Source organism: Nocardiopsis valliformis DSM 45023 (genome assembly GCF_000340985.1).
In the GTDB taxonomy this organism is placed as follows: Bacteria; Actinomycetota; Actinomycetes; order Streptosporangiales; family Streptosporangiaceae; genus Nocardiopsis; species Nocardiopsis exhalans.
The window spans coordinates 1-24,022 of sequence record NZ_ANAZ01000030.1 but is presented as its reverse complement, the minus strand read 5'-3'; the positions used below and the strand labels follow the sequence as shown (position 1 = coordinate 24,022).

The window sequence follows — 24,022 nt, the reverse complement described above, 5'->3', positions numbered from 1 at the left end:
GTGGGTTCGTAGTCTATCTCCTGGTTGGTGTGCTAGTCTGCTTCTCATTTCTTGGTGTTAGAGAGATTCTGCGGAGAAAATCGAAGCGATGAAATTCCATCTCAATGTTCGAGGCTTCTCCCTTGGGGTGTATGAGCAGTATTCTGCGAGGGGGCTCATGAATCGGACATGATCCACTAAATCGGCCCGCGATTCTTTCGCGGGCCGATTTCTAATTTCATGAAAAAGGGTTAACGGTAATAAGCTCTCGGAATTTCTGCTTCGTGGAAGTAGTGCCCTTGCGTGTTGTGAGATAATTTTTCCATGATTCACAGATTGTCTGCGGCTGGGATTGCTCTCCCATTGGCTGATGGTCGACGATAGGTGTGTGAATAGTTTGGCAGAAGTGAAACAAGGTATTTTTTTGCAGATGGACTGATCTTGGAATCCTCATCGTCCGTTAGGTGCGAGCAAGTGGTGTGTGTCGGGATCGCCTCCCGTCACTCACGATGGAGCCGCTGCCCCACGTCGGTGAATCCATGACTGGCCGGTCATGGGATGGCCCCTCTGGGCTGGCCAGAGTGAGGGCATGGACGGATTCATTGAAGCGGCATTCAGCCTGACGATCTGCGTCGAGAGCAGGTGGCGCCTTGGTGGCTGACCTGCTCTCTCAGCGGTTGGACCCCGACCTGTGGGGTCACAAGGCGGCGCGGCTGAGCCAGGTCGCTGACCTCGGGCTCCCCGTGCCGCCGGGGCTCTGCCTCAGTACTGCTGCTCTGGCGCACGGAACCAGCGAAGCGATCGCCTCACTCCGCACGTGGTTGGAGCTCTACCGGCCCCGCCGAGTCGTGGTGCGCACGAGCTCGACCCTGGAGGACGGGCTGGAGCGTGCCCAGGCGGGGCGATCGGTGTCGCTGCTGAACTGTCCGCCCGATGCCTCCGCACTGGCCCGGGTCATCGACCAAGATCTCCTCCCACAGGAGGAACTGGAGACCGTCCCGGGCGGGTGCGTTCTGGTTCAGGAACAGGCTGACGCTTCCCTGTACGGTGTGGCCTTCCTCAGCCAGGACCGCCTGCTGGTCGAAGCATCCCCGTACCCGGACGGAGCCACCGCCGGGATGCCGTTGCGTATGCGAGCTCGACGTGACGCCCACCGGTTCAGGGCATCGACCGGCCCCGAGCAGATCCCGAGCCTCGCCCTCACCGCGCAGCTCCACCCCCTGTGCCAACAGCTCAGCGCCCACTTCGGGTTCGACGTCGACGTGGAGTGGGCCTGGACCGGCGCGACCGTCCTGGTGCTCCAGGTACGCCCGATCACACGGGCTGCCCTGGAGTGGGCCTCATGAGCGACTGGGACAAGATCGAGGCCGTCAACGCCCTCGAAGCCCACGGGCTGCTGCGTGTACCGATCCGTGTCGTGCGGCGACCGCACCAGATGAGTACTCGGGCCCTGCGCGACAGCTTCAGCGAGCACCGACTCCTGGTGCTGCGCACCGCGGCCACTTCCGAGGAACGGAACCTGCCTCGCTTGGTCGGTGCCACACCCGCAGCCGCGGCGAAGTGGATCATTGATCTCGCTCCGGGGCTGTCTGTACTGGTACAGCCCTATGAGCAGGTGCTCTTCTCTGTCGAACTCGCGGTCTACGAGTCAGTGGTGGTGGCCGAGATCGTTCCCGGAATCTGGGAGCTGGACAGTCGCCTGGCCCCCGCCGTCCTGGTGGTGAAGGACGATGGCCTCGAACTCACCATCCCGGACACCCATCCCCAGATGGCTCGCTTCCACGACCCCCACCACGGAACCCGACAGCGACTGGCCCGCGTCGATGACTGGCAGATCGCCACCCTGGTGGCATGGGTTCGTGAACACCGCCGCCACTTGACGGCCCTTCGCGACGACCTGGGCCAGCCGTTCGGTCTCAAGCTGCACCACTCCAGCCGCTACGGACTCTCCGCCCAGAACCTCCGCAGCAGTGTGCCCGAGCCCGACACCTGGCAACAGGACACCGCCATACCTCCGATCAGCACGGCCCCGCTCTCCTCGACCGACGCACCCCTACCCGAGGGCCCCGTTCTGCTCGACGTGTCCGTCGCCCGGGAAGAGCACACCCGCCTGGCCGCATTCATCGACCGGCTCCACCGGGCCGGAACACAAGAGGTGTACCTGCGTTCAGGCCTGCTCTCGCACCTGGCCATCAACCTTCGCGAAGCCGGAATCACCGTCAGGAGCGCCCATGGCTGAGTTCTGGACCATCGAGGGCATCGACGGAGCGGGCAAGAGCCACCTGCTGTCCCGCCTGACCACCGTCCCCTCGCGGGCCACCGCCCTGAGTAAGGACGATCCGCCCCACACCGGGAACACATGGCTGGACCGGCGCCTTGCCCTCATGCACGACCTCACCTGGGGCTACGACCACGCCGAACCGGTCTGGGACTACCCGGCGCACTACTGGCTGCACTCCCTGGCGGCCTGGTACACGCTCTTCCACCATGCCTACGTGGCACCCGCACTCGACCGGGACCGGCCGGTGGTGGTCGACGGCTGGTACTTCAAACACCAGGCCCGCATGACCCTGTCCGGCGACGATCGACTCGTATACCAGGCCGAAGCCGTGTTCTCCGCCCTGCCACAGCCCGACCGAGTCGTCCTGCTCACCACCACGGCGGAGGTGGCCACCACCCGCAGGGCCGGAACCTCCAAACCCTCCGAACACGGCGCCTTCACCACCAAGAAGGCCACGACCTCCTCCGCTGCCTTCACCGACTACCAGACCCGTACCGCCCGCGCCCTGGAGGTACTGCTCAGCGCACACCCGGCACCCGTGCACACCCTGCCGAGCACCGCCGACGAAACGGATCTCCTGCCCCTCCTGCCCCTCCTGCGCGGAGAGGTCAAAGCGTGAACACCACCGCGACCGGCCCCGTCCTGGCCAGCGAACACACTATGGGCGAACGCCTCCCCGACTACGTCCTCCCCAAGATCCCCCTGGACCTGCTCACCGCCGCCCGTGGCCGGGCATGGGTCTACCCCAATCGCTCCCTGAGCTTCCTCCTCGGCGGTGACAAACGCGTGGGCAAACGCTTCAACTGGCGCCGCCCCTACTTCACCCTCGCCGACGGAGTCCTGCACTGCGTGGTCCCTCCCGGCCAGGACTACACCCACCACTACGCGGAGCTTCTACGCGCGGCCTGCGCCATGACGGACCTACCGGCCGAGATCACCGTCGAGCAGCCCGTCCCCGGGCAGGGGCTGGCGTTCGTCGACCACTGGCTTCCACGAAACCTGCCCACACACGACCTGGCGATCCTCGGTTACGTCGAACCCCTCCTCACCCGGCCACCCGCCTCCAGCACCGACTGGAACCACCCCCCCGGCTTCGGCTGGCGTACCGCCCGCGTCGGCCGCTCCACCGCACTCCTACTGGGATGCGAGTTCAGCTTCTGGGGTGACCTCGCCGGTGACCTGGTCACCGCTCTGATCACCCGCGGCCACACCTCGGGCGTGCTCTACGTCGGCAAACTCGGCGGCCTCCAGCCCTACATGGAACCCAACACCGTCATCGTCACCGGCACCACCAGCCAGGTGAAGGGCCATCCCCTCTCCTGGAAGAGCGCCCTGGACCTCGGCCCCGCACTGCCCGGGCTGCGCGACCGGGCCCGGCACATCACGGTCCCCAGCGTCCTGGACGAAACCCGCACCTGGCTCGAGCAACACCGTGCACACTTCGACGTGGTGGACCCCGAGATCGGGCACATGGCCCTCGCCGCCACCACCGCCCAGGTGCCCTTCGACTACCTGCACATCGTCACCGACAACCTCAACGGCACCCACGACCACGGCCTGTACGCCGAACGCAGCAACCCCGTCGCCACCCGGCGCCGCCGCTGCCTGCACCACATCGAAACGATCCTGCACCGGAGCCTGGTATGAACCCGACCGCACCCGTCACCCTTCTCGGCTTGGACTGGAGCGACCCCGACACCCCGCGCCTGCGCACCACCGACCCCGACCACCCCGAACACAGCCTGCTCCACCCCCTCCTGGGCGAGCACGTCTTCCGTGTCGACGGCGAGCAGCGGCGCTGCATCGGCTGGTTCGACCTCACCGGAGCCGAGGGCAGGCACGTGCGCTGCCGCACCGACGAGGTCGTCACCCGGGGCAAGCAGTGCCGACGCTGCCAGTACAAGGAGGGGTTCATCGCCGCCCACCAGGCCCACCGCACCCCCGACGCGCTGCCCGAGAACATCCGCGACTACCTCCGGCAACCGCACTGGCTCTACCTCGACGTCTTCGCCAACGGCACGACCAAGGTCGGCACCGCCGCCGACTCACGCCGCCGCAGCCGCCTGGCCGAGCAGGGACCCGTCGCCGCCCTCTACCTGGCCCGCACCAAGGACGGGGCCACGGTCCGCACCCTGGAGTCCGCCGTCTCCCAGCACTTCGCGCTGCCCCAACAAGTCCAAACCCGCCGTAAGGTCCTGGGCCTGCAGAACAGCATCGACACCACCGCCCTCATCACGAAGCTGACCGACCTCGCATCCCAGGTCACCCTTTACCTGGACAAGATCGGCGACGAACAGCCCGGCACCGAAGTGCTCGCCGCCCCCGAGCCCTGGATACGCCCCGCCTGCTCCACCGCCGTCTTCGAATCCGCCCCCGTGCTCGCCTACCCAGACGACCTCACCCAGGGCACCCACCGGCTGCACATCACCGGGGCCGCCGGCCCCGTCGCCGTGTTCTCCACCGAACCCCAACCCGACGCGCCCCGCCACTGCACCGACCTGAGCAGGCTCATCGGCCGATCCCTGGCCCCGGCCACCGCCGAGGACGCTCCCACCGGCGCGCCCACCCTGTTCTGACCCGGAGGACCCCGTGCACGAGAGCACCCTGAGCGAGATCTGCACCTTCTGCTGCGAGGTGGAAGGTGGCGACGACTCCAACCTCTTCTACGACCTGGGCCTGGCCCGGACCCGCACCGACTACGTGCTCCTGGAGAGCGAACACTTCGTCGTCATGCCCTGCATCGGCGCACTCACCGACTGGTACCTGCTCATCGTCTCCAAGCGCCACACCCTCTCCGTGGGCTGGCTGGACGACGCCGAACACGCCGACCTGCGCACCCTCATCCCACAGGTCACCGGCCTCATCCGCCGACGCAGCGGTCTGGACAGCCTCGTCTTCGAACACGGCAGCCTCGACTTCCGTGACAAGGGCGGTGCCTGCTACGACCACACCCACATCCACGTCGTGGCCACCGACCACGATCACCGGCGCTTCCTCGACCACATTCCGGCACCCGTCACCATGCGACCCTGCATGGACTGGATCAGCGCCTCCCGCCGCCTGGTCGAGGAGGAACAACGCTCCTACCTCGCCCTGGGAACACCTGACCAGGACTGGATCGGCACCGCCACCGGAGCGCCCTCCCAGTTCTTCCGCCGCTGCCTGGCCACCTGGATGGGCGCTGAAGAGGGGGAGTGGGACTGGCTCACCTTCCCCCAGACCGACCGGGTCCACCGCATGAGCACGGCCCTCAGCACCAGGTGACCCGTCTCGCCCCCTCAGCACGGGATGCTCCGCTCGAACACGGGGCGGGCGCGGGGCCCTGGCATAGGCTGGGGCCCGTGGCCCACACCGAGGACTTCACCGAGCGCGCCCTACGCGCCGTCCACACCGCCGCCCAGGCCCTGGGAACCCCCGAGACATCGGCTCACGAGGGGCCCGAACTGATCCGCATGGGGGAGCGCGTGGTGTTCCGCCTGCGCGACGGAGCCGTCATCGCCCGGGTCGAACGCTCCGCGGCCAGGTGGGCGGAGGCCGACCGGGAGGTGCGGGCCGCCCGATGGCTGGCCGCACAGGGCCTGCCGGTGAGCCGCCCCCTGCCCGGCGAACAACCTGTTCTGGCCGAAGGCACCGCCGTCACGCTCTGGGAGGGGGTCCAAGGGGAGTGGACCGTCCCCCAAGAGTTGGCCAAGCTCCTACACGCGCTGCACGGCCTCATCCCGCCGCCCGCACTCGATCTCCCCGACCTGGACCCCTTCGACCGTGTGGCCGAACGCATCGACACCGCCGCCGGGCTCAGCCCCGCCCAACGCGACCGACTACGTCAGACCCATCGCAGCCTGGCTGCCCGGTTCCCGACCACCAAGCCGGTACTGGGCATCCACGTCATCCACGGCGACGCCAACATCGGCAACGTCCTGGCCACCCCGAACGGTGTCGTGCTCTTTGACCTGGACGGCATCTGCTGGGGTCCACCCGAGTGGGACCTGGTTCTGACCGCCCTCTACCGGGACCTGGGCTGGCACAGCCAAGCCGAGTACGCTGACTTCTGCGAGGCCTACGGGTTCGACGTCACCGCCTGGGAGGGCTTCCCCCTCTACAAGCAGATCCGGGAACTGCGCATGACCACCTGGCTCGCCCAGAAGCGCGGGGAGAGCCCCGAGATCGACACCGAGATCGACCGGCGCATCAGCGACCTGGCCGATCCGCGACGCCCACGGGCGTGGAACCCCTACTGAGCAGCCGACACCACGGCCCGTGCCTGGTTCAGGAACCGGTCCGCCGTCGGCTGCCCGCGGTAGGGCCGCACACTCCGGGCGAACGAGTTCAGGTAGCCCACGCACCGGGCCGAGGACGTCGCCCGCACCTGCGGCAGCACCACGGAGCCCAGATGGCAGGCCTCCTCGACCTCGCCCTGCCCCAGCACGGCAGCCGCCAACACCAGACGGGTGAAGACCCGGCTGCGCGCGTACTCCTCCCCGATCGAGGACGCCAGGCTCTGCTCCGCCAACCGCCGCGCCACATGGGCATGGCCCAGATCGCGATGGCAGTGGGCGACCTCGTCGGAGTACTCCGCATGGTCGAAGTAACCGATCCACCCCGGATCGGACCCCGGGTCACGTCGACCGAAAGCCCGCTCCGCCTCGCTCATCGCCTGGAAACTCGCGGACTTGTCCTGTCCGGAGGCGTGGGCACGCGCCTCCATCATCAGGAACTGCGCCCGCATGGTCTGTGTCGCCCGCTCCCCGGCACCGGCCAACGCCGCCCGGGCCAGATCCCGCGCCTCGGCGTGCGCACCGACGTAATTGGCCTGGTGACTCATCGCCGAGAGCACACTTGCCCCGAGCAGCCGGTCGCCCGCATGCGCGGCCAGGTCCAGAGCCTGAACAAAGTAGCGCCGGGCGGCGCCGTTGCGCTGGGCGTCGTAGGACATCCACGCCAGCGAGAGCACGAACTCCGCGGACACCGCGAACAGAGTCCGGCTGGCCTTCTCCGCGTGGGACTTCCGAAGCAGCGGAACCACCGTGCCGTTGAGGTAGTGCACCGCCGCCGCTCGCGCGTTGTCACCGCCGAAGCGGTTGTCCAAGGCGGAGAACGTCGCTGACGCGCTGCGGATCGCCACGATCGGACCCTCTGCCACGTGAGCCTCGGCCCCACCGGAGGCGGGCCCTGACACCAGCCAGGAAAGCACCGCGGAACTGACCGCCGAGGCCGGTGGCTGCTCCTCCACACCTGGGACGTCCTCCACGTCCACACCGGCCACCTGCCCCAGGACTTCGGCGGTCTTCTGCGGGGAGCCGTTCAGCGCAAGGCCCAGCTCCGGTGGGACGCGCTCCATCGCGGGGGAGGGAATCTCGTACCCGTGCGTGATGCCCTCGACCACCCGTCGGACGGTCTCCTGCTTCCGTAGCTCCCGCTGGCCGCTCAGGACCCGGGAGACCATCGTCTGGGACAGGTCGCACATCCGCGCGATGGCGTCCTGGGCCAGGTCGGTGTGCCGGAGCAACAGGCGGATCAGCGCGTTGGCGTCCCCTTCGGCCCCGGCCCGCCGCACCTGGGGGATGCGCCAGAACCGCGCGGGAACACACGAGCAGGCGCCACTGCCTCGGCATCGACCACAGTTTCCGCAGAACACGGGGGTGCCTTCCACTCGAAACCTCGGGGCGGGTGGGTGGCACAGAAGACTACGGGCGCCAACTCCAGCTCCGCCATGACTGGCTTGTCATGACCACCATGCCCGCACGGTCATGGGGATGTCAGCGGTTTCTCCGGACAGTGGCTCTATGACCCCAGCGACAACGTCCAAGGCCGGCCCTGTGGCTGTGAGGAGCTCACACCGCACTGGTAAGGGGCCCGCACACAGCACCGACCCCGATGGACACTGCGATTCACTGCCGCTTTCGAGGACAGAACCCGATTCCTCCGAAGCGGGCGACCACAACCTCGCCAGGGGCGCTGTGAGATCTCCGCGCGGCTCGAACGAGTTCGGGCCGTTGTTGCCCCGGCCCAGGGCCGATGACGTGGTCGGGCACGGCTACACCGCCTTCCAGGTGGTGCGGTTGGCGGTGTGGGCAGCGCGGGAGTGCCGCTGGGTGAACGGCATGGACATGGTCCACCGAGCCGAGACCGCCTGGGAGGCCATCACCGAGCACCTGCAACTGGTCACGGCCCGTCCGCAGGAGACCGACCTGATCGCCATCGGGTGGAAGGCGATGAAGGCCCAGCACTACCAGGACCTCAAAGCCCACGGACTGGGCGGCAAGGACAAAGCCCTGGTCTCCAGGGCGTTCCTGCGCTACTGGACCAGCACCTCAGCACCCGCTCACTCCCACGAAGACCTGCTCGTGGACCGCATCGCCCTGGTCCAGATCTGGGCAGCCCTCACACCGACCCATCGCCAGGTGCTGACCGCGCTGGCCGAACATGACGACCGCCGCCGAGCCGAGCGCGCGGTGAACATGGACACGGCGGCTTTCACCCGGACCTTGGGCCGAGCCAGACGGGCGTTCTTCGCACTGTGGCACGAGGGAGAAACCCCCTCGAAGATGTGGGGCTATGACCGGCCCGGGGCGCGCCACCAGAACGTGATGTACCTGGTGCGGCTGCGCAAGCAGCGCGCCTTGAAGCGCAAGGCCGCAGGCATGGTGCCCCACCAGGGACATCGCCCGCCCAAGGAGTTGGGGGTGCCCAACAGCGAGCTCCTGGCCCGCTTCGAGGGAGGGGAGACCTACGCCTCTCTGGCCCGGGAACTCAGCGTCAACGCGGACCTCATCAGGGCCCGCGTGAACAAAGCCCGCACGGAAAAGGGACTGTCCTCTGGCAATCGGGCGATATCGGTGCTGGGCTGAGGAAATCCGCCCTTTTTCGTACCGGGTTGAAGAACCTCGCTCATCCAAGCGAACATCGACCAGCCCTGCAGGAACAGCGCATTCCTTGCGGGCTTTAGGGGCTTTTGTGCCCTTTGTGTGGTGTGGGTGGGAAGCGCAGTTCCGGGTGGCGTACGACCCCGGGGCCATCGACACCCGACCAGGCCACACCTTGATGGAGAACGAAGAAGAAAGTCGTGGAGGCGCCCCGACACGGTGCTGTGAACATCGCGCCGGGGCTTCATCCCCACCTGGTATCAGCAGGAGGAGATCGTGGAAAAGCATAGCGGGCGGCATCGCAAGCGCCGACAGGGCTGGGGTGAGCATCTGCGTTGGGTGCTGGGGGCGGTGCTTGCCGGCGTGTTCTGTAGCCCGGTTGGGCAGAGCAGTCGAGTGGTGGCCGAGGTGCGTCAACCACTGCCGGTACGGCGTCCGTCCCAATGCCTTGAACCTGGCCTGGGCGGGACTGCGGGCAGGGTGGGTGTGAAGGTTCCTCGGCCCCGTGCTGGGCAAGCCCCCACGGGCACGCACACAGCCGGGCCGCCGTCCCACCAGCGGGAGTTGTACACGGGTCGGCGCGGGTGGTGCGAGGACGATGACGGAGTGCGCGGGGTACGCCTGTACCTGGCCGTGCACGAGAAGAACCAGCACGCCCGGCGTCGCGCGAGGGCGGTGCCACCGGCACCTCGCCGAGGGGGCTCGGTTCCCGGGGGCACAGAAGCAGGCGGTGGTGAGCCGCCCGTGGATATGAGCGACTTGGCCGCAGTGGTACGTCAGTGGCAGGCACTGCGGCAGCCAGTGGCCTGACCTCGCACAGAAGGATCCAGGGCCGTTCCCTTCGAGGGAGCGGCCCTGGTTCGATGCCCTGGCCTGCCTGCGCCGGGCCAGTGGGCTCGTGGGGATCGGTCGAGGTCGTCGACCGAGGTGGTGCCGGTGAGCGAGACACACTCGGTCATCACCCACACGAGCTGAGCGCGGCCTGCGACGGCGATGAGGCGGTGGCGCTGAGTGTGTGCGATAACAAGAATCTCAAAGAATGGTTGTGGGTTTTCTTATTCAGTGACTCGACGCCACGCTTCCGCGCTGGAAAATGCTCAAAGAAGCCCAACTTATCACCGTCAATCACGGAGGTCTCACTGGGCTGCCCCACACCCTCCGTCTCCGGCCCCAGGTCTGCGCTGAGGGGTAGGTGAGAGGCAGTGAATCAGTACTCCAACGCACCCTCCACCGATCACTCCAACACCCCCTCCACGCCTGTGGACCCCCCTGAAGCACTCGTTTTCGCAGTTCATGGCGTGTTTAAGGGGTGTGACTCAAAACCAGACTTATACCCAGTGGGTAGTCACCTTCACGTAGGGGGCGGCGGCCCCTACGGTGACCCCTCGCCCGATCGCCCTACGTACCCCCTCCTGTCTCCTCCCCGGCCGCCCCTCCGCTCCCCTGAGTGTCCCTGCATCACTCAATTCCTCTAGGTGTTCAAGAGTGCATGCTTCGATCTCGGTCCGGGTGGAGGCCTGCTCAGTCCATCCTTGTTTACATTCGATTCCCTGATGAATAATAGAGTGGCCAATAATGTGTTCTCAGGTGTGAGGAATCACGGCGCAGAGCGAGCACGAGGCCTGGGACGCTTCACGCGCGGTACGTGCGTGCGGAGGCTTGCTGGTTGGCCCCGGTGCAGTGTGGCGGTTTGAGTGATAGATAAAAGAATGCTCGGTGAATCAGAGGAGGCCTTTCTTGCGCGGCTACCCAGCCCTCGGGTCGGGAGGGGGGCGAAAACAGGGGGTTCCAGTGACTATGCCGATAGCCCTACCAGTGACTATGCCTGTGACTATGCCGATAGGCCTACCTGTGACTATGCCGATTGCCCTGGTGGTGCGATCAGGCTGAAATCCCACATCCTTGCAGTTCAGAGGGGGTTTGAGCTTGACTCACGGGGCCAGACTTATACCCAGTGGGTAGTCACCTTCGCGTAGGGGGCGGCGGTCCTGGCCTGCTGGCGGGTCGGCCGACTGGCGGCCCCGCCCCCTTTCTTCCGCTCTGGCCTGCTCATCATCTCCCGCCCCTCGCCTTTCATTATCACTTATGAAAATGTTGTTAATTCACCTCACTAAACCCATTATTTTGGGATTGGATGGCCATCCAAAATCGGTGCGCGCGTTAAAGGAATGATCGTGCGGGTGCGCGCCGGGCATGCCCCTGCCGCAGCCGTGTGCTCTGGTGCGCCGCCGTGAGGTGGGCGGGCAGCAGCGGAGGTGGGGCACGGCTGAGGAGCCGCAGACGGATCCGATGCGCGGCGAAGCGCTCTGGTCGAGAAGGTCATGGCCGTAGCAGGAGAGGTGTTCGAGCTTGCTGGGACCTTCGCCGTTCAAGGTCTGTTGGGGCTGCTGGCGCCGTTCTGCGGGCGTGTCTTCTTCGAGGGGTGAGGTTCGGGGTGTCGAAGTCCCGGTGTGGGAGCGGCTCTCCTACTGGGTGAGGGAGAAAACCCAAGGGGCGTATGGGTGTGAGGGGTGAGCACGGGGCGTGGGTGGCCCTTCGTGTCCGGGGCCGTGTTCGTGGTTCGGGGCTGGCGTGGGGTGGCGGGTCGGACGGTTTCTGGTCTGCCCGGACGGTGGGGGGTGTGGGGCCACCAGCGCCCCCATGCTGCCCCCGCCACACCCGGCCCCGCCCCAGGGGGCGAGCCCGGGGTTCGGGCCCCACGCGGGGGCGTTGGTGGCCGCGAACAGCGAATCCGACATAACGCCTGTATCGGGCAAGGGGGCGGTTGGGTTGTTGTCAGCGAACCCGCTTGATCGCCTCGGTGAGGCCGAGCGTAGGTGTGTCTTGCCTGGCCACGCTTGGGGTGAGTGTGTTCCCGGAGGAGGTCAGGGCAGCGGCTGAGGTCACGGCTGCCCTGCTGGGCGGAAGTCGTGGCGCTGGCTGAGGCGGGTGGTTTGGTGCCGGTACGGTAGCCGGTTCAGGGGAGCACACCAGGAGCACCGCAGGGCCGCTGGCCCCGGGTGAGGACGAAAGTTCACCCATCCTGACCTGCAGTTTCCTTGCACCCAGGGCGCGAGGGCCATCGGATCAAAGGTCCGCTCTAGAGTGGGCCGATGCTCGAATCTGATCTGAGGCAGCCCGAAGAAGTGTTTCCCGCGTACGCGGTCGACGTTGGCAGCGAGGTGTTGGATCGGCCGACGCGGAACTCGATCGGCGGCTGGCCCTTCCTCAATGAGGGGCAGGAGTGGCCCGAGTGCTTCTGCGGCGAGCGGCTGTTGTTGTTCTTCCAGCTCGACCTGCCTCTGGCTCTGGGGCCTTTCGGCGGGGACCACCTGTTGGTCTTCCACTGCCGTACACACAACGACGCTGCGATCCCAGAGAAGACTGATGGAAGACAGTTGATGCCCGAGTACTGGAATGCCTCTTTGGATGAGCTGTATCCACGCCCGTTCTGGCGTGTGCTGATCCAGCGCCGCGCGGCGAATCCTTCAATGGAGCCTGAATATTTCTTCCGATCTCTGCCGCTGATGTTGCGGCCTTTCGAAGACATCCCTAACGAGCGGGGAAAGGGCGATCAGATCTTCAAGGTGGGAGGAATGCCGTCGTGGGCACAGGATCCTGAGTATTACCGGTGCGCGTGCGGCGCTGATCTGGTGTACGTGTGTCAGGTGCCGGAGGGTATGGGGTTTGCCGTTGTCCCGGGTCAGCCGGAGCAGCCCGATGGTGGTTCTCCTGGCGAGTATGAACTGTTTCTGGGGAACGAGGTCTACCTGCTGGCCTGCCCGGAACACTGTGATCCGGCGGCGGCCTGGCCGGTGACCCAGAACTGAGGCCGATCGGATCAACGGTCCCCTGCTGGGAAAGGGCTTCAGGGGTTGCCGGAGCTGGTGGCAAGTCGCTGACCTGGTGGCATAGAACGGAGACAGGGCAGCACGCAGCGTTGACGGGGCCACCGAGTTTCCGGTGTTCTTCGTCGATCCGCACAACCTCTGGCAGTGGCCGACCAATGGGACATCCCCAGCAGGCACCCGGCCGGGAGGTGTCCCCGACGGGCTGATCCGGGAGTGGCTGTCCAAAGGGATCGAGACCCCGCAGCACCAGCCGTATCTGACCGCGATCGCCGAGGAGTCTAACAACTGGCCGCGGGCGTTTTGGGGTTCTGCATCCTCTAGCAAGTCTTTTGCATGAAGTTGTCGGAGGTTTGGGGCAAGAGTGCTGCTTCAACGAGTTGATACCGCCAACTCCTGGGCTGGAAAGAAGAATTTGGCACGAATGCCAGCCAGGTTCGCTATGTGATCGAATGGGCGGTCGTAAACTTCAAGGAGTGGCGGTGCATGTTCACAGACTGCTGGAAGTTATTTTTCGCCTGTGTCACCGCTCTTCTCGCTGTCCGCGTCTCCACTTCTTTGAGCTGATTTCTGCATGGGCCTCCTGGTCTCGCCCTCGCCCGAGCTTCTTTGTGGTAGTGCTTAAATTTCTCAAGCGAGGGTGAGGATCAATGATTCCACAGGTTTAATTGGGCTTTATTTGTTTCCGTAAATTTTGACTCTATGAATCAATGTGCGGGTGGCCGGGTAACGTTTTCATATAGTTTATTTTTGGTATTGTGAACCTGTTCGAGGTGTTCCTTTCTGGGGTGGGCTCTCAGGGGTCGTTCGCTGTTCGGGCCGTGGTTCCCGCACCGGTCATAGGGCTGCCAGGGCCACGAGCTCCTTCTTCCTTCCGGTCTCGGTGAAGTCGGTGGGCCAGAGGAAATAGGCCTCCAGGTTCACATTCCCCCCGGGGGTGTCTCGGAAGGCGAAGGAACCTTTCCTGTGATGTGCCCGTGTTGTCGGATACCTAGCGTCACGCCCTGTTCGTCTCGTGCCCTCACGCTAGGACTTCATCCCCCATGGCATCCCCCGCACCAGCCCCCCGGCAGCTGGTCGCCGCACCTCCTGTGAGCTCGGCTTCCGCCACGGCTGTGAAAACGTGTTCGTCCGCGGATGCGGGGAGGGGCTTCGCGAGCGCGACCAAAGTCTGGGCTGGCCCCCAATCCCCAGTTACGGTCGTTGATCAGTGCCAGCGCCCTGGACGGACTCCCGCGAACTCCTTGGAAGACGGCAACCTGATCCCCTTCCGCCAGGGCTCACTCACATCGTCCAAGGTGATTCCGGTTGCCCTGTGGGCTGTACTGACGCCGGGGCCGTCCAGGTCTTTGGCCCTTGCAGGGGAATCGGCGACAGCTCGCTTCCCGAACCTCCGGCGAGGAAGCCCGGGCACACGAACGAGATCCGTCCTCTTCAGTCGCGCAACTCCTCAGAGGGCGTGGGCTCAGGCACCCTCATCCAACTCCTGTTCCACAACATCTCGGGTGTTGGTGGCCTTGTCGGCAGGCGGGTGTTCGCAGAAGCAGCGGGTTGCCCCCTCTCTGCTTCCGTAACCGCGCCCCGCCCCTCCGCTTTGGAAGGACCCCTCCGTGCCCTCACACGGTTCTCTCGAGCTGCCACGCCCCCGCGCTTTCGTTCCCGCCCTCCGCAAAGCGGCCTGTGCCCTGTCCGTGACTGTTCTCGTCACAGCCCTCACGGTCACGCTCCCGGTAGCCGGATCCTCTAGGGAGGCCGTTCGCGCCGATGAGGAAATCACCGCGGCTACCGAAGCAGCGGCGATCGAGCTCGCTGCCGAACACGACCAGCGGGTGGAGGTCACCGGTCTGCGCGAGGAACGGCGGACCGTCTACGCCGAACCGGACGGGAGTTTCACCGCTCGGGAGTACGCCAACCCGGTGCGGGTCCTGCGGGACGGGGAATGGATCGATCCCGATGCCACACTGGTCCGTCACGCAGACGGGACCATTGCCCCCGAGGCCGCCAGTATCGGGCTCGCTCTCTCCCCTGGTGGTGACGCACCGCTTGCTGTGCTGACCCGCGCAGGCAAGGAGATGTCTCTGGCATGGCCGGAGCCTCTACCCGAACCCGAGTTGGAGGGGAACGAGGCCCTCTATCCCTCGGTGGCCGAGGACGTCGACTTGATTGTTCGAGCTGAGACGGACGGCTTCTCCCATGTGCTCGTGGTTCACACCCCCGAGGCTGCCGAGAGTGCGGAGCTTTCCGAACTGCGTTTGAGCACCCAGGTCGACGGTGTGGAGCTGGTCGAGGACGAGGAGGGGCTGGCCGCAGTCGATTCAGGCGTGGGCGGTGCCGTCTTCGAAGCCGCTGAGCCCCTCATGTGGGACTCCGGTGGCATGGGTGGCGACGGGGAGACAGTGGCACCCCAGAGCCGGTCTGCCCAGGAACCGTTGGTGAGGCCGGACGCTGAGGGCGACCGGTTGGAGGAAGGACCCTCGGAGTCCTCGCGTATCGCACCAGTCGAGGTCCACCTTGAGGGCGAGGACTTGGTGCTGCACCCCGACCAGGAGATGCTCTCGGCCGAGGAGACCGCCTACCCCCTCTACATCGACCCCGTGTGGAAGACCTCCACACGCACGGCTTGGGCGATGGTCGCCTCCGGCTATTCGGGCACCTCCTTCTGGAAGTTCTCCGGCCAGGAGCACGAAGGCGCGGGCCGTTGCCCGCAGCTGGCCGGGGACCCCTACGGCTGCAACGGGGTCGGCGTCAAGCGGTTGCTGTATCGCATGCCCACCGGCGCCTACGCGGACAAGCAGATCCTTTCGGCCGAGCTCGCGGTCACACTGCGCCACACCTACGATTCCGGTTCCCACCCGGTGCGCGCCTACCGAACCGGAGGCTTCGGCACTTCCACCAATTGGAGCAACCAACCCTCGTGGGTGCGCCACCAGGACACCCAGAGACCGTCCAATCCCACCAGTTCCTGCACCCTCACCAACCAGAACGTGCGTTTCGATGTCTCCGACGCCGTCTCCGATGCCGCATCCAACGGCTGGTCGACCACATCCTTCGGGCTGCGCGCGGGCGACGAGTCCACCTATACCCAGTGGAAGCGGTTCTGTGACAACGCCCACCTGGAGGTGCGCTACAACACGGTCCCCGACATCCCCGACCAGGCCTGGATGGGGATGGACCCGGGAGGCGCCTGTGTCTACGGTGACGACCGCCCCTACGTGGACGAGCCCCCGAGGCTGTCGGCCTACCTGTCCGACGGCGATGAGTTCAGTGACGCCGGTGAGAAACTCCAAGGCCAGTTCCGGGTGTTCTGGACCGACGAGCACGGCGAGGAACAGGAACACACCTACACGACCCCGGAGAAAGTGTCGGGCTCCTTCTTCCACTACCAGGTTCCCGACGACATCCCTGAGAACACGACCATCGCGTGGATCGTACGCGCCTACGACGGGTACGCATGGGGTCCGTGGAGCTGGTCCGGTTCCCAGACCCGCTGCCAGTTCGTCTACAACCCCACGGGCCCGGAAGCACCGGAAGTCTCCTCCGAAGATTTTCCGGCTGATGATGACTGGCACGACGGGGTGGGCGTCTACGGCGACTTCACCATCCAATCCTCCTCTGAGGACGTCATCGAGTACCGCTACGGCATCAACGAGGACCCCTCCGCGGCCAACACGCTGACACCCGACAGCGACGGTAAGGCGACACTCACCGTGAGCCCGTGGTTCGAGGGGCCGCACAGCCTCTACGTCGAGGCTGTGGACCGGTCGGGCAAGACCAGTGCTCGCGCCAGCCACCTGTTCCTCGTCGAGGGCGGCAGACCCGCGGTCGGGCACTGGTCCATGGCGGACGATCCCGGATCCGAGGGAGCCGCAGACACCTCAGGTGCAGATCACACCGCTCTCGCGGGAGACGGGGCCACCTTCGGAGAAGAAGGGCCCTCCGGGGCTTCCGGATCCGCGGTCGTCCTTGACGGCTCCGAGGGCGCCTACCTCGCCCCCGGTACTCACCTGGTCGACACCACAAGCCTGTTCTCAGCCGCCGCCTGGGTGCGACTGGACGAGTTGGACAGTGACCAGGCGGTCCTGTCCCAGGACGGCAGCGGCGGGCCCGGTTTCACCCTGGGCTACGACGCCTCCGACCAGGCCTGGCACCTGGCTTTTCCCGACCCGGAGACACACACCCCGGAGGAGTGGAGCGTGTCCGCAGACACGCCGGTGATCGCAGGGGAGTGGACCCACCTGGCCATGGCTCACGACAGCCATGCGAACACGGCTCGCCTCTACGTCAACGGCTCCCCGGAGGGGACCATCGACCGGGACGAGGCCCCGCACACCACCGGTGACGTACAGATCGGCCGTGCGCTCAGCGACAGCGGTTACCACCATCATCTCAACGGCGCCCTGGCCGATGTGCGTGTCTTCGACCGTCTCGTGCACGGCTATGAGTTCGACCGCCTCAGGATGCTGCCCGTGGACCGGCGCGGCTACTGGCCCTTCAACGATCTGGCCGAGGACGGCACCAGCCCGGACGCCGAAGGGTTGAGCCCGATGGTGCTCAACGGCGGCGCGAACATCTACACCGCCGACCCCTGGCAGGGCGACAGCGCCCTGATCGGCCAGGGCCACCTACAGCTCAACGGTGACGGGGACTCCGCAGGAGCCCTGGTGGACGAGCCCCTGAACGGCAGCTTCACGATCACCGCCCGGACCCGTCTGGCCGCCGCCGAACCCGACGAGACGATGACGGTGCTCTCCCAGAACGCTTACAACTCCCTCATCGACCTGCGCTACAACGCTGAGAGCGGCCGCTGGGAGGCTGTTCTCTCGAACTGGGATTCGAACGAGGCCGATACCACCGTCCTGGAGGCGAACGATGTCTCTCCCAGCTCCGAGATGCGCGGCGACCACCTGGCGCTGGTCTTCGACGCCTTCGCTCAGGAAGTGCGCTTCTACGTCAACGGCACACGTGCCTCCACCCGAGCCTTCCACCCTCTGTGGCCGACACCGGAGGCCCTGGACGAGGACGAGTACTCACCCTGGCCGCTCCTGAATGTCGGGCGAGCCATGGACGGCCATGACTGGCACCAGCACTTCTCCGGCGCCGTCGATGACGTGCGCGTCTACTCCGGAGCCGCTGACGACGACCTGATCTCCGCGCTCAACCGGACCACCGAGAACCCGGAGCTGTGACCGGTATGACCCCCGCATCCGACACCACCGAATCGGGCACCGAGCCCTCCCGCGCCCCCCGGCCCCGGCTCAAGAGGGCCCTGCTCGCCGCGGCCTCGGCCCTCATGGCCGTAGTGGTGACCGTGACCCTGATCGAGACCCTTCCAGCCCTGCCGGACTGGCTGCGGGACGACTCGGTCCCCGAGAGCCAGCAGATGCCCGACCCGGTCACCGGTTCCACTGGAGAGGTGGAGCCCCGGGAACTGGGCGAGGAACTGGCTGAGGCGGCGGGCAGCGACCCCGAGGCCTCCTGGCCCTCAGCGGCCCGAGAGACCCTTGCAGCCTCCGAAACACTTGACCCCGAAACCATGGTTTCGGTGGGCGGCTTGCCCGTCCAAACAGTTTCCGCCGAGGGCAACAACACCGAAGTGGAGGTCCTGGACCGCGCCAGCGCCCGCGAGGCCGGCGTCGACGGCCTTCTGCTGCGGGTCCAAGCCGACCACGAGCTCGAGCTGCACGTAGACCCCTCCGACTTCGCCGACGCCTACGGCGGCTCCTACGGTGATCGGCTCACGCTCACCCAACTGCCCGACTGTTTCGCCTCCACCCCGCAGGTCCCGGAGTGCCGCACTCCCGTGCTCAGCGAGCCGGTGACAGGCACCCCGGGCACCGTGGCGGCCCGTTTCGATCCTGAACAGGGCGCCCCCACCCCCGCAGACGAGGGCCGCACACCCTCAACAGCCCGTACCGTCGCGCCCACCGAGCCCACCGGTTCGTCCACCGGGGTCTTCGCCTTGGCGGCCTCGGGGTCCGGACCCGGAGGCGATTACTCGGCCACCCCGCTGGCCCCCTCCTCCGAGTGGAGCGTGTCCGCTTCCTCCGGTGTCTTCTCCTGGTCCTATCCCCTGGACCCGGTACCGGTGCCCTCCAGCCTCATGCCGCACCTGGCGCTGGACTACTCCTCACAGACCGTGGACGGGCGCACCAGCGCCACCAACAACCAGGGCTCGTGGATCGGAGAGGGATTCTCCTACGAGCCCGGCTACATCGAGCGCTCCTACAAGGCCTGCGCCGACGACGGCCACGAGTACAAGGGCGACCTGTGCTGGGGCACCGACAACGCCACCCTGATGCTCAACGGCGCCTCCGGCCAACTGGTCAAGGACGACGACACCGGCCAGTGGCGTCTGGAGTCCGACGACGGCTCCAAGATCGATCACCTCACCGGCGCCGAGAACGGCGACAACGACGGCGAGTACTGGCGGGTCACCACCACCGACGGCACCCGATACTACTTCGGCCGCCACCGCCTACCCGGTTGGGAAAGCGGTGAGGAGACCACCGACTCCACCTGGACCGTGCCCGTCTTCGGCAACGACGACGGCGAGCCCTGCCACGACGACTCCTTCTCCGATTCCTGGTGCCAACAGGGCTGGCGTTGGAACCTGGACTACGTCGAGGACCCGCGCGGCAACGTGATGACCTACTTCTACGAAAAGGAGACCAACCACTACGCCCTGGACGCCGACACCGACACCGAGGGCACCGCCTACACCCGCGGCGGCTACCTCAAACGCGTCGACTACGGCCAGACCAAGGACGAAATCTACGACGGAGACGCCCCCGCACGCGTGGTCTTCGACACCGCCGAGCGCTGCCTGCCCGACGACGACTTCGACTGCGACGCGGACGAGCTGGACTCCGACACCGCCAAGCACTGGCCGGACGTGCCCTACGACCGGGCCTGCGACGCGGGTGACGAGTGCGCCTTCGCCCAGACCGCACCCTCGTTCTGGACCCGTAAGCGCCTGGACCAGGTCCGCACCCAGTACGACACCGGCGACGGCTACCAGACGGTGGACTCCTGGAAGCTGGACCACCTGTTCACCGACAACGGCGACGGCTCACGCACCCTGTGGCTGTCGGAGATCACCCGCACCGGCCACGACGGCGACGAGACCGAGAGCCTACCGCCGGTCCAACTGGACGGTATGCAGCTGCCCAACCGTGTGGCCGAACCGGGCGACAACATCCAGCCGCTGGTACGGTTCCGCCTCGCAGCCGTGCACACCGAGACCGGCGGGCAGATCGACGTCAACTACTCCGGTGGCGACTGCGACCCCGACGACCTGCCCGAGGAGGGCGAGCAGACCGGCCGCTGCTACCCGGTCAAGTGGAACCCGCCCGGTGAAGAGGACCCCATCACCGACTGGTTCCACAAGTACGTCGTCGAGGAGGTCATCGAGTCCGACCGCACCGGCGGCTCACCCGACCAGGTCACCCGCTACGAGTACCTCGGCGACGCCGGATGGCGCCACGACGAACCCAACGGGATCACCGACGAGGAGTACCACACCTGGGGCCAGTGGCGCGGCTACGAAACCGTACGGGTACGCACGGGTGACGGCCAGGACATGCCCACCCGCACCGACTACACCTTCCTACGCGGCCTGCACGGAGGCGACGACCCCGACGGCGGCACCGTCTCAGCGAAGGTCTCCGACTCCACCGGAACCGAGTACACCGACCACGACGAACTCGCCGGCCACCAACTGGAGGAGATCACCTACGACGGCGACGAGATCGTCGACAAGGCCATCTTCGAACCCTGGCGACACGTCACAGCCACCCAAACCGAGGACTGGGGCACCACCAGGGCGGCCTTGACCAACACCGGTGTCGAACGCACCCTGACCGCCCTGGCCGACGGCGAGTGGCGCCAGACGAAGACCACCACGACCTTCGACACCGACACCGGGCGCCCCGAACGTGTCGAGGACCTCGGCGACACCTCCACCGACGCCGACAACATGTGCACGCGCACCACCTACGCCGACAACACCGACGCGCACATGTTCACCCACATCTCCCGTGCGCAGAGCGTCTCGGTGGCCTGCTCCGAGGAGGCCGGTCCCGGTGACGTGGTCTCCGACGTGCGCCGCCACTACGACGGCGGCGGCTACGGAGACGCACCCACCAGGGGGGACATCACCCTCACCGAGGAACTCGACGGCCACGCCGACGGCGAGCCCGTCTACACGACCGTGAAGGAGGCCGACTACGACGAGTACGGCCAGCAGGTCGAGGTCACCGACGCCGAGGGCGTGACCAACGAGACCGTCGAGTACTCCTACGACAACGGCCTGGTCACCGGCTTCACCGTGACCAACGCACTCGGCCACACCGTACAGAACCACGTCGACCCCGCACGCGGCATCGTGCACGCCGAGATCGACGCCAACGACCGGCGCACCGACACCGCCTACGACCCCCTGGGCCGCCTGACCGACGTCTGGCTGCCCGACCGGCCCAAGGCCAACGACATGACCCCGAACATGAAGTTCGGGTACAGCATCACCGAGAACGCGCCAGCGGCCGTCGCCACCAGCACCCTGCTCAACGACGGGTCCTACGAGACCTCCTACGAGATCTACGACGGCTTCCTACGGCCCCGCCAGACCCAGGCCCCCGGCCCCGACGGCGGACGCCTGGTCACCGACACCTTCCACAACGGCATCGGCCAAGTCGCCAAGACCAACGACACCTACTACGCGCTGGACGAGCCCAGCCGGAACCTGCTCGTGGTCCGCAACGGCGACGTCCAGGGCCAGACCGTCTACACCTACGACGGAGCCGAACGGCTCACCGACGTGATCCAGCAGGTCGCCGGGGACGAGGTGTGGCGCACCACCGCCGTCCACGAGGGCGACCGCGTGCACGTCACACCCCCCGAGGGCGGCGTTCCCACCACCGTCATCAACGACGCCCGCGGTCAGAAGGTCGAACAGCGCCAGTACACCGGCCACACCCCCGAGGGCGAGCACGTCTCGACCAGCTACACCCACACCCCCCGCGGTGAGATCGCCTCGATGACCACCCCCTCCGGCGAGGAATGGTCCTACGAGTACGACCACCGGGGACGCCAGGTGGCCGTGCACGACCCCGACACCGGCACCACCACCAACGTCTACGACGACCTCGACCAGTTGGTGTCCACCACCGACGCCAACGGCACAACCGTCTCCCATGTCTACGACGACCTGGGACGGCGGGTCGAGAGCTGGGAGGGCGAGCCCGAGACGGGCACCAAGCTCACCAGCCATCAGTACGACACCGTCCTTAAGGGCCAGCTGTTCATCCAGACCAGGCACACCCCTCAGGGCGACTTCCGCATCGGCATCGTGGGCCAGGACCGGCTCGACCGGCCCACCAACATCCTCTACGGGATCCCCGAGTCCCAGGGAGCGCTCGGCGGGGACTACGAGTTCTCCATCAGCTACAACATCGACGGCACCGTCCAAGGGATGGGGTTGCCCGCCGCCGGAGGGCTACCCGCCGAGTCGACCGTGATCGGCTACGACGACATCGGTCGTCCCATCAGCCTGTCCGGTGAGGCCCCCTACGTCACCCGCACCGACTACAACCAGCTCGGCCAGGTACTCCAGACCGAACTCGCCGCAGGGTCCGGGCCCAAGGCATGGATCACCCACGAATACGAGAAGGGCACCCAACGCCTGCTCGGCAGCCGAGTGGACCGCCAGGGCGGCGAGGCTCCGCTGATGGACACCGGCTTCACCTACGACGACGCCGGAAACGTCCTGTCCATCACCGACGCCCCCGAGGGCGGCCAGGCCGAAACCCAGTGCTTCACCTACGACCCGCTCCTGCAGCTCACCGAAGCCTGGACCCTGCCCCACCAGGACTCCGGCCAGTGCGCGGCCGGACCCTCTGCCGATGAGGTGGGCGGCCCCGCCGCCTACTGGCACTCCTACACCTACGACGATTCAGGCAACCGGGTCAGCGAGACCCTGCACGATGTCACCGGCTCCGGTGACGACGCCGTACGCGACTACACCTACCCCGAACAGGGGCAGGACCAGCCCAACACCGTTCGTGAAGTGGTCGAGCAGACACCACAGGGCGACACCCTCTCCGTCTTCGACTACGACGACACGGGCAACACCGTGGTGCGCGAACTCGCGGGCGAGCGCCAGGAACTCGAATGGACCCCCGAGGGCAACCTCGACACGGTCACCACCGACGAGGGGCAGACCTCCTTCGTCTACAGCGCTGACGGCGAGCGCCTGATGCACTCCACCCCCTTTGAGGACATCCTGTACCTGCCGGGGATGGAGCTGCGGGCGAACAAGTTCACCGGCGAGGTAGAGGGCGTCCGCTACTACGAGCACGCGGGCCAGAGGGTGGCGGTGCGCACCCCCGACCGAGTGGATCTGCTGGCCGCCGACCACCACGGCACCGGCCAGGTGGCCATGCACGCCGACTCCGAGCATTCGGTACGCCGCTACCTGTCACCCTTCGGGGAGGAACGGGGCATTACCGGCGGATTCTGGCCCGATGACAAGGGCTTCCTCGGCAAGACCGTGGACCACTTCACCGGACTGACACTGGTCGGCGCGCGCGAGTACGACGCCGCCCTGGGACGGTTCATCTCGGCCGACCCCATCGTGGACCCGGCAGACCCGTTGCAGATGAACGGCTACGCCTACGCCAACAACAGCCCCCTGACCTACGCCGACCCGACGGGGCTGTTCCTGTCCAACGCCTGGAACAGCGTCAAGTCCGGGGCCAGCAAGGTCGGCAACGCCGTCAAGTCCGGCTACAACTCGACCAAGAACTGGGTCAGCAACAACAAGAGCACCATCGCCTCCGTGGGCGTGGGCATCGCGGTCGGTGTGGGCTGCACGGCCCTGACCGGCGGTGTGGGAGTGGTGGGTTGTGCCGCATTGGGCGGCGCGGCCAGCGGCCTGGTCCAGTACGGGATGGACACCCCGCGCAACGACTGGTCCTTCACCGGGGCCGCCACCTCCACCGTGGTCGGCGGTGCGCTGGGTGCGGCCGGTGGTGCGATCGGTGGTCGTATCGCGGGTGCGGTGGGCAGCCGGGTGT

General features: G+C 66.6%; 12 protein-coding genes. 11 read left to right on the top strand and 1 reads right to left on the bottom strand.

The window, feature by feature from the left end; all coding sequences use genetic code 11:
* Positions 1-632: 632 nt before the first annotated feature.
* The 7 genes from D457_RS0124390 (at position 633) to D457_RS0124360 (ending at position 6,498) form a co-directional block, all read left to right on the top strand.
* A complete protein-coding gene (locus tag D457_RS0124390; RefSeq protein WP_239646207.1) occupies positions 633-1,325 on the top strand; it encodes a pyruvate phosphate dikinase in 693 nt (230 codons plus the stop codon).
* Positions 1,322-2,218, top strand: coding sequence for a hypothetical protein (locus D457_RS0124385; RefSeq protein ID WP_017583298.1), 897 nt, complete (start codon positions 1,322-1,324; stop codon positions 2,216-2,218). Before D457_RS0124390 ends, D457_RS0124385 begins: the two co-directional genes overlap by 4 nt.
* Complete coding sequence (locus tag D457_RS0124380; RefSeq protein ID WP_017583297.1) at positions 2,211-2,879, top strand: hypothetical protein; 669 nt, start codon at positions 2,211-2,213, stop codon at positions 2,877-2,879. The genes D457_RS0124385 and D457_RS0124380 overlap by 8 nt, the downstream gene beginning before the upstream one ends.
* Entirely contained in the window at positions 2,876-3,907 is a 1,032-nt protein-coding gene (locus tag D457_RS0124375; RefSeq protein ID WP_017583296.1) for a hypothetical protein, read from the top strand. Before D457_RS0124380 ends, D457_RS0124375 begins: the two co-directional genes overlap by 4 nt.
* Complete coding sequence (locus D457_RS0124370; protein ID WP_017583295.1) at positions 3,904-4,836, top strand: DUF2797 domain-containing protein; 933 nt, start codon at positions 3,904-3,906, stop codon at positions 4,834-4,836. The genes D457_RS0124375 and D457_RS0124370 overlap by 4 nt, the downstream gene beginning before the upstream one ends.
* A gap of 13 nt (positions 4,837-4,849) precedes the next feature.
* Entirely contained in the window at positions 4,850-5,524 is a 675-nt protein-coding gene (locus D457_RS0124365; RefSeq protein WP_017583294.1) for an HIT family protein, read from the top strand.
* Between the two features lie 77 nt (positions 5,525-5,601).
* Entirely contained in the window at positions 5,602-6,498 is an 897-nt protein-coding gene (locus D457_RS0124360; protein ID WP_017583293.1) for a phosphotransferase enzyme family protein, read from the top strand.
* On the opposite strand, the gene D457_RS0124355 is transcribed toward D457_RS0124360, so the two are convergent.
* Positions 6,492-7,814 carry a hypothetical protein gene (locus D457_RS0124355; protein WP_017583292.1) on the bottom strand — a complete coding sequence of 441 codons (1,323 nt, stop codon included), beginning with the start codon at positions 7,812-7,814 and terminating at the stop codon, positions 6,492-6,494. The genes D457_RS0124360 and D457_RS0124355 overlap by 7 nt on opposite strands.
* 403 nt (positions 7,815-8,217) lie before the next feature.
* Here D457_RS0124355 and D457_RS0124350 point away from each other — a divergent pair, with 403 nt between their 5' ends.
* The 4 genes from D457_RS0124350 to D457_RS33290 all read left to right on the top strand — a co-directional run.
* On the top strand, positions 8,218-9,108 hold the full coding sequence (locus D457_RS0124350) for a hypothetical protein (protein WP_239646206.1): 891 nt from the start codon (positions 8,218-8,220) through the stop codon (positions 9,106-9,108).
* Positions 9,109-12,215: 3,107 nt separating this feature from the next.
* Positions 12,216-12,932, top strand: a complete 717-nt coding sequence (locus tag D457_RS0124340; protein WP_017583289.1) for a hypothetical protein — start codon at positions 12,216-12,218, stop codon at positions 12,930-12,932.
* Positions 12,933-14,641: 1,709 nt separating this feature from the next.
* Positions 14,642-18,136, top strand: a complete 3,495-nt coding sequence (locus D457_RS33295) for a LamG-like jellyroll fold domain-containing protein (RefSeq protein ID WP_152514352.1) — start codon at positions 14,642-14,644, stop codon at positions 18,134-18,136.
* Positions 18,137-18,141: 5 nt separating this feature from the next.
* Positions 18,142-24,022 (top strand): RHS repeat-associated core domain-containing protein (locus D457_RS33290; protein ID WP_051073026.1); only part of this gene is annotated, 5,881 nt, incomplete at its 3' end.

Bases quoted from the DNA above. Each gene is read 5' to 3' on its own strand.
- D457_RS0124385 (WP_017583298.1), top strand. From the start codon at position 1,322: ATGAGCGACTGGGACAAGATCGAGGCCGTCAACGCCCTCGAAGCCCAC.
- D457_RS0124380 (WP_017583297.1), top strand. From the start codon at position 2,211: ATGGCTGAGTTCTGGACCATCGAGGGCATCGACGGAGCGGGCAAGAGC.
- D457_RS0124370 (WP_017583295.1), top strand. From the start codon at position 3,904: ATGAACCCGACCGCACCCGTCACCCTTCTCGGCTTGGACTGGAGCGAC.
- D457_RS0124340 (WP_017583289.1), top strand. From the start codon at position 12,216: ATGCTCGAATCTGATCTGAGGCAGCCCGAAGAAGTGTTTCCCGCGTAC.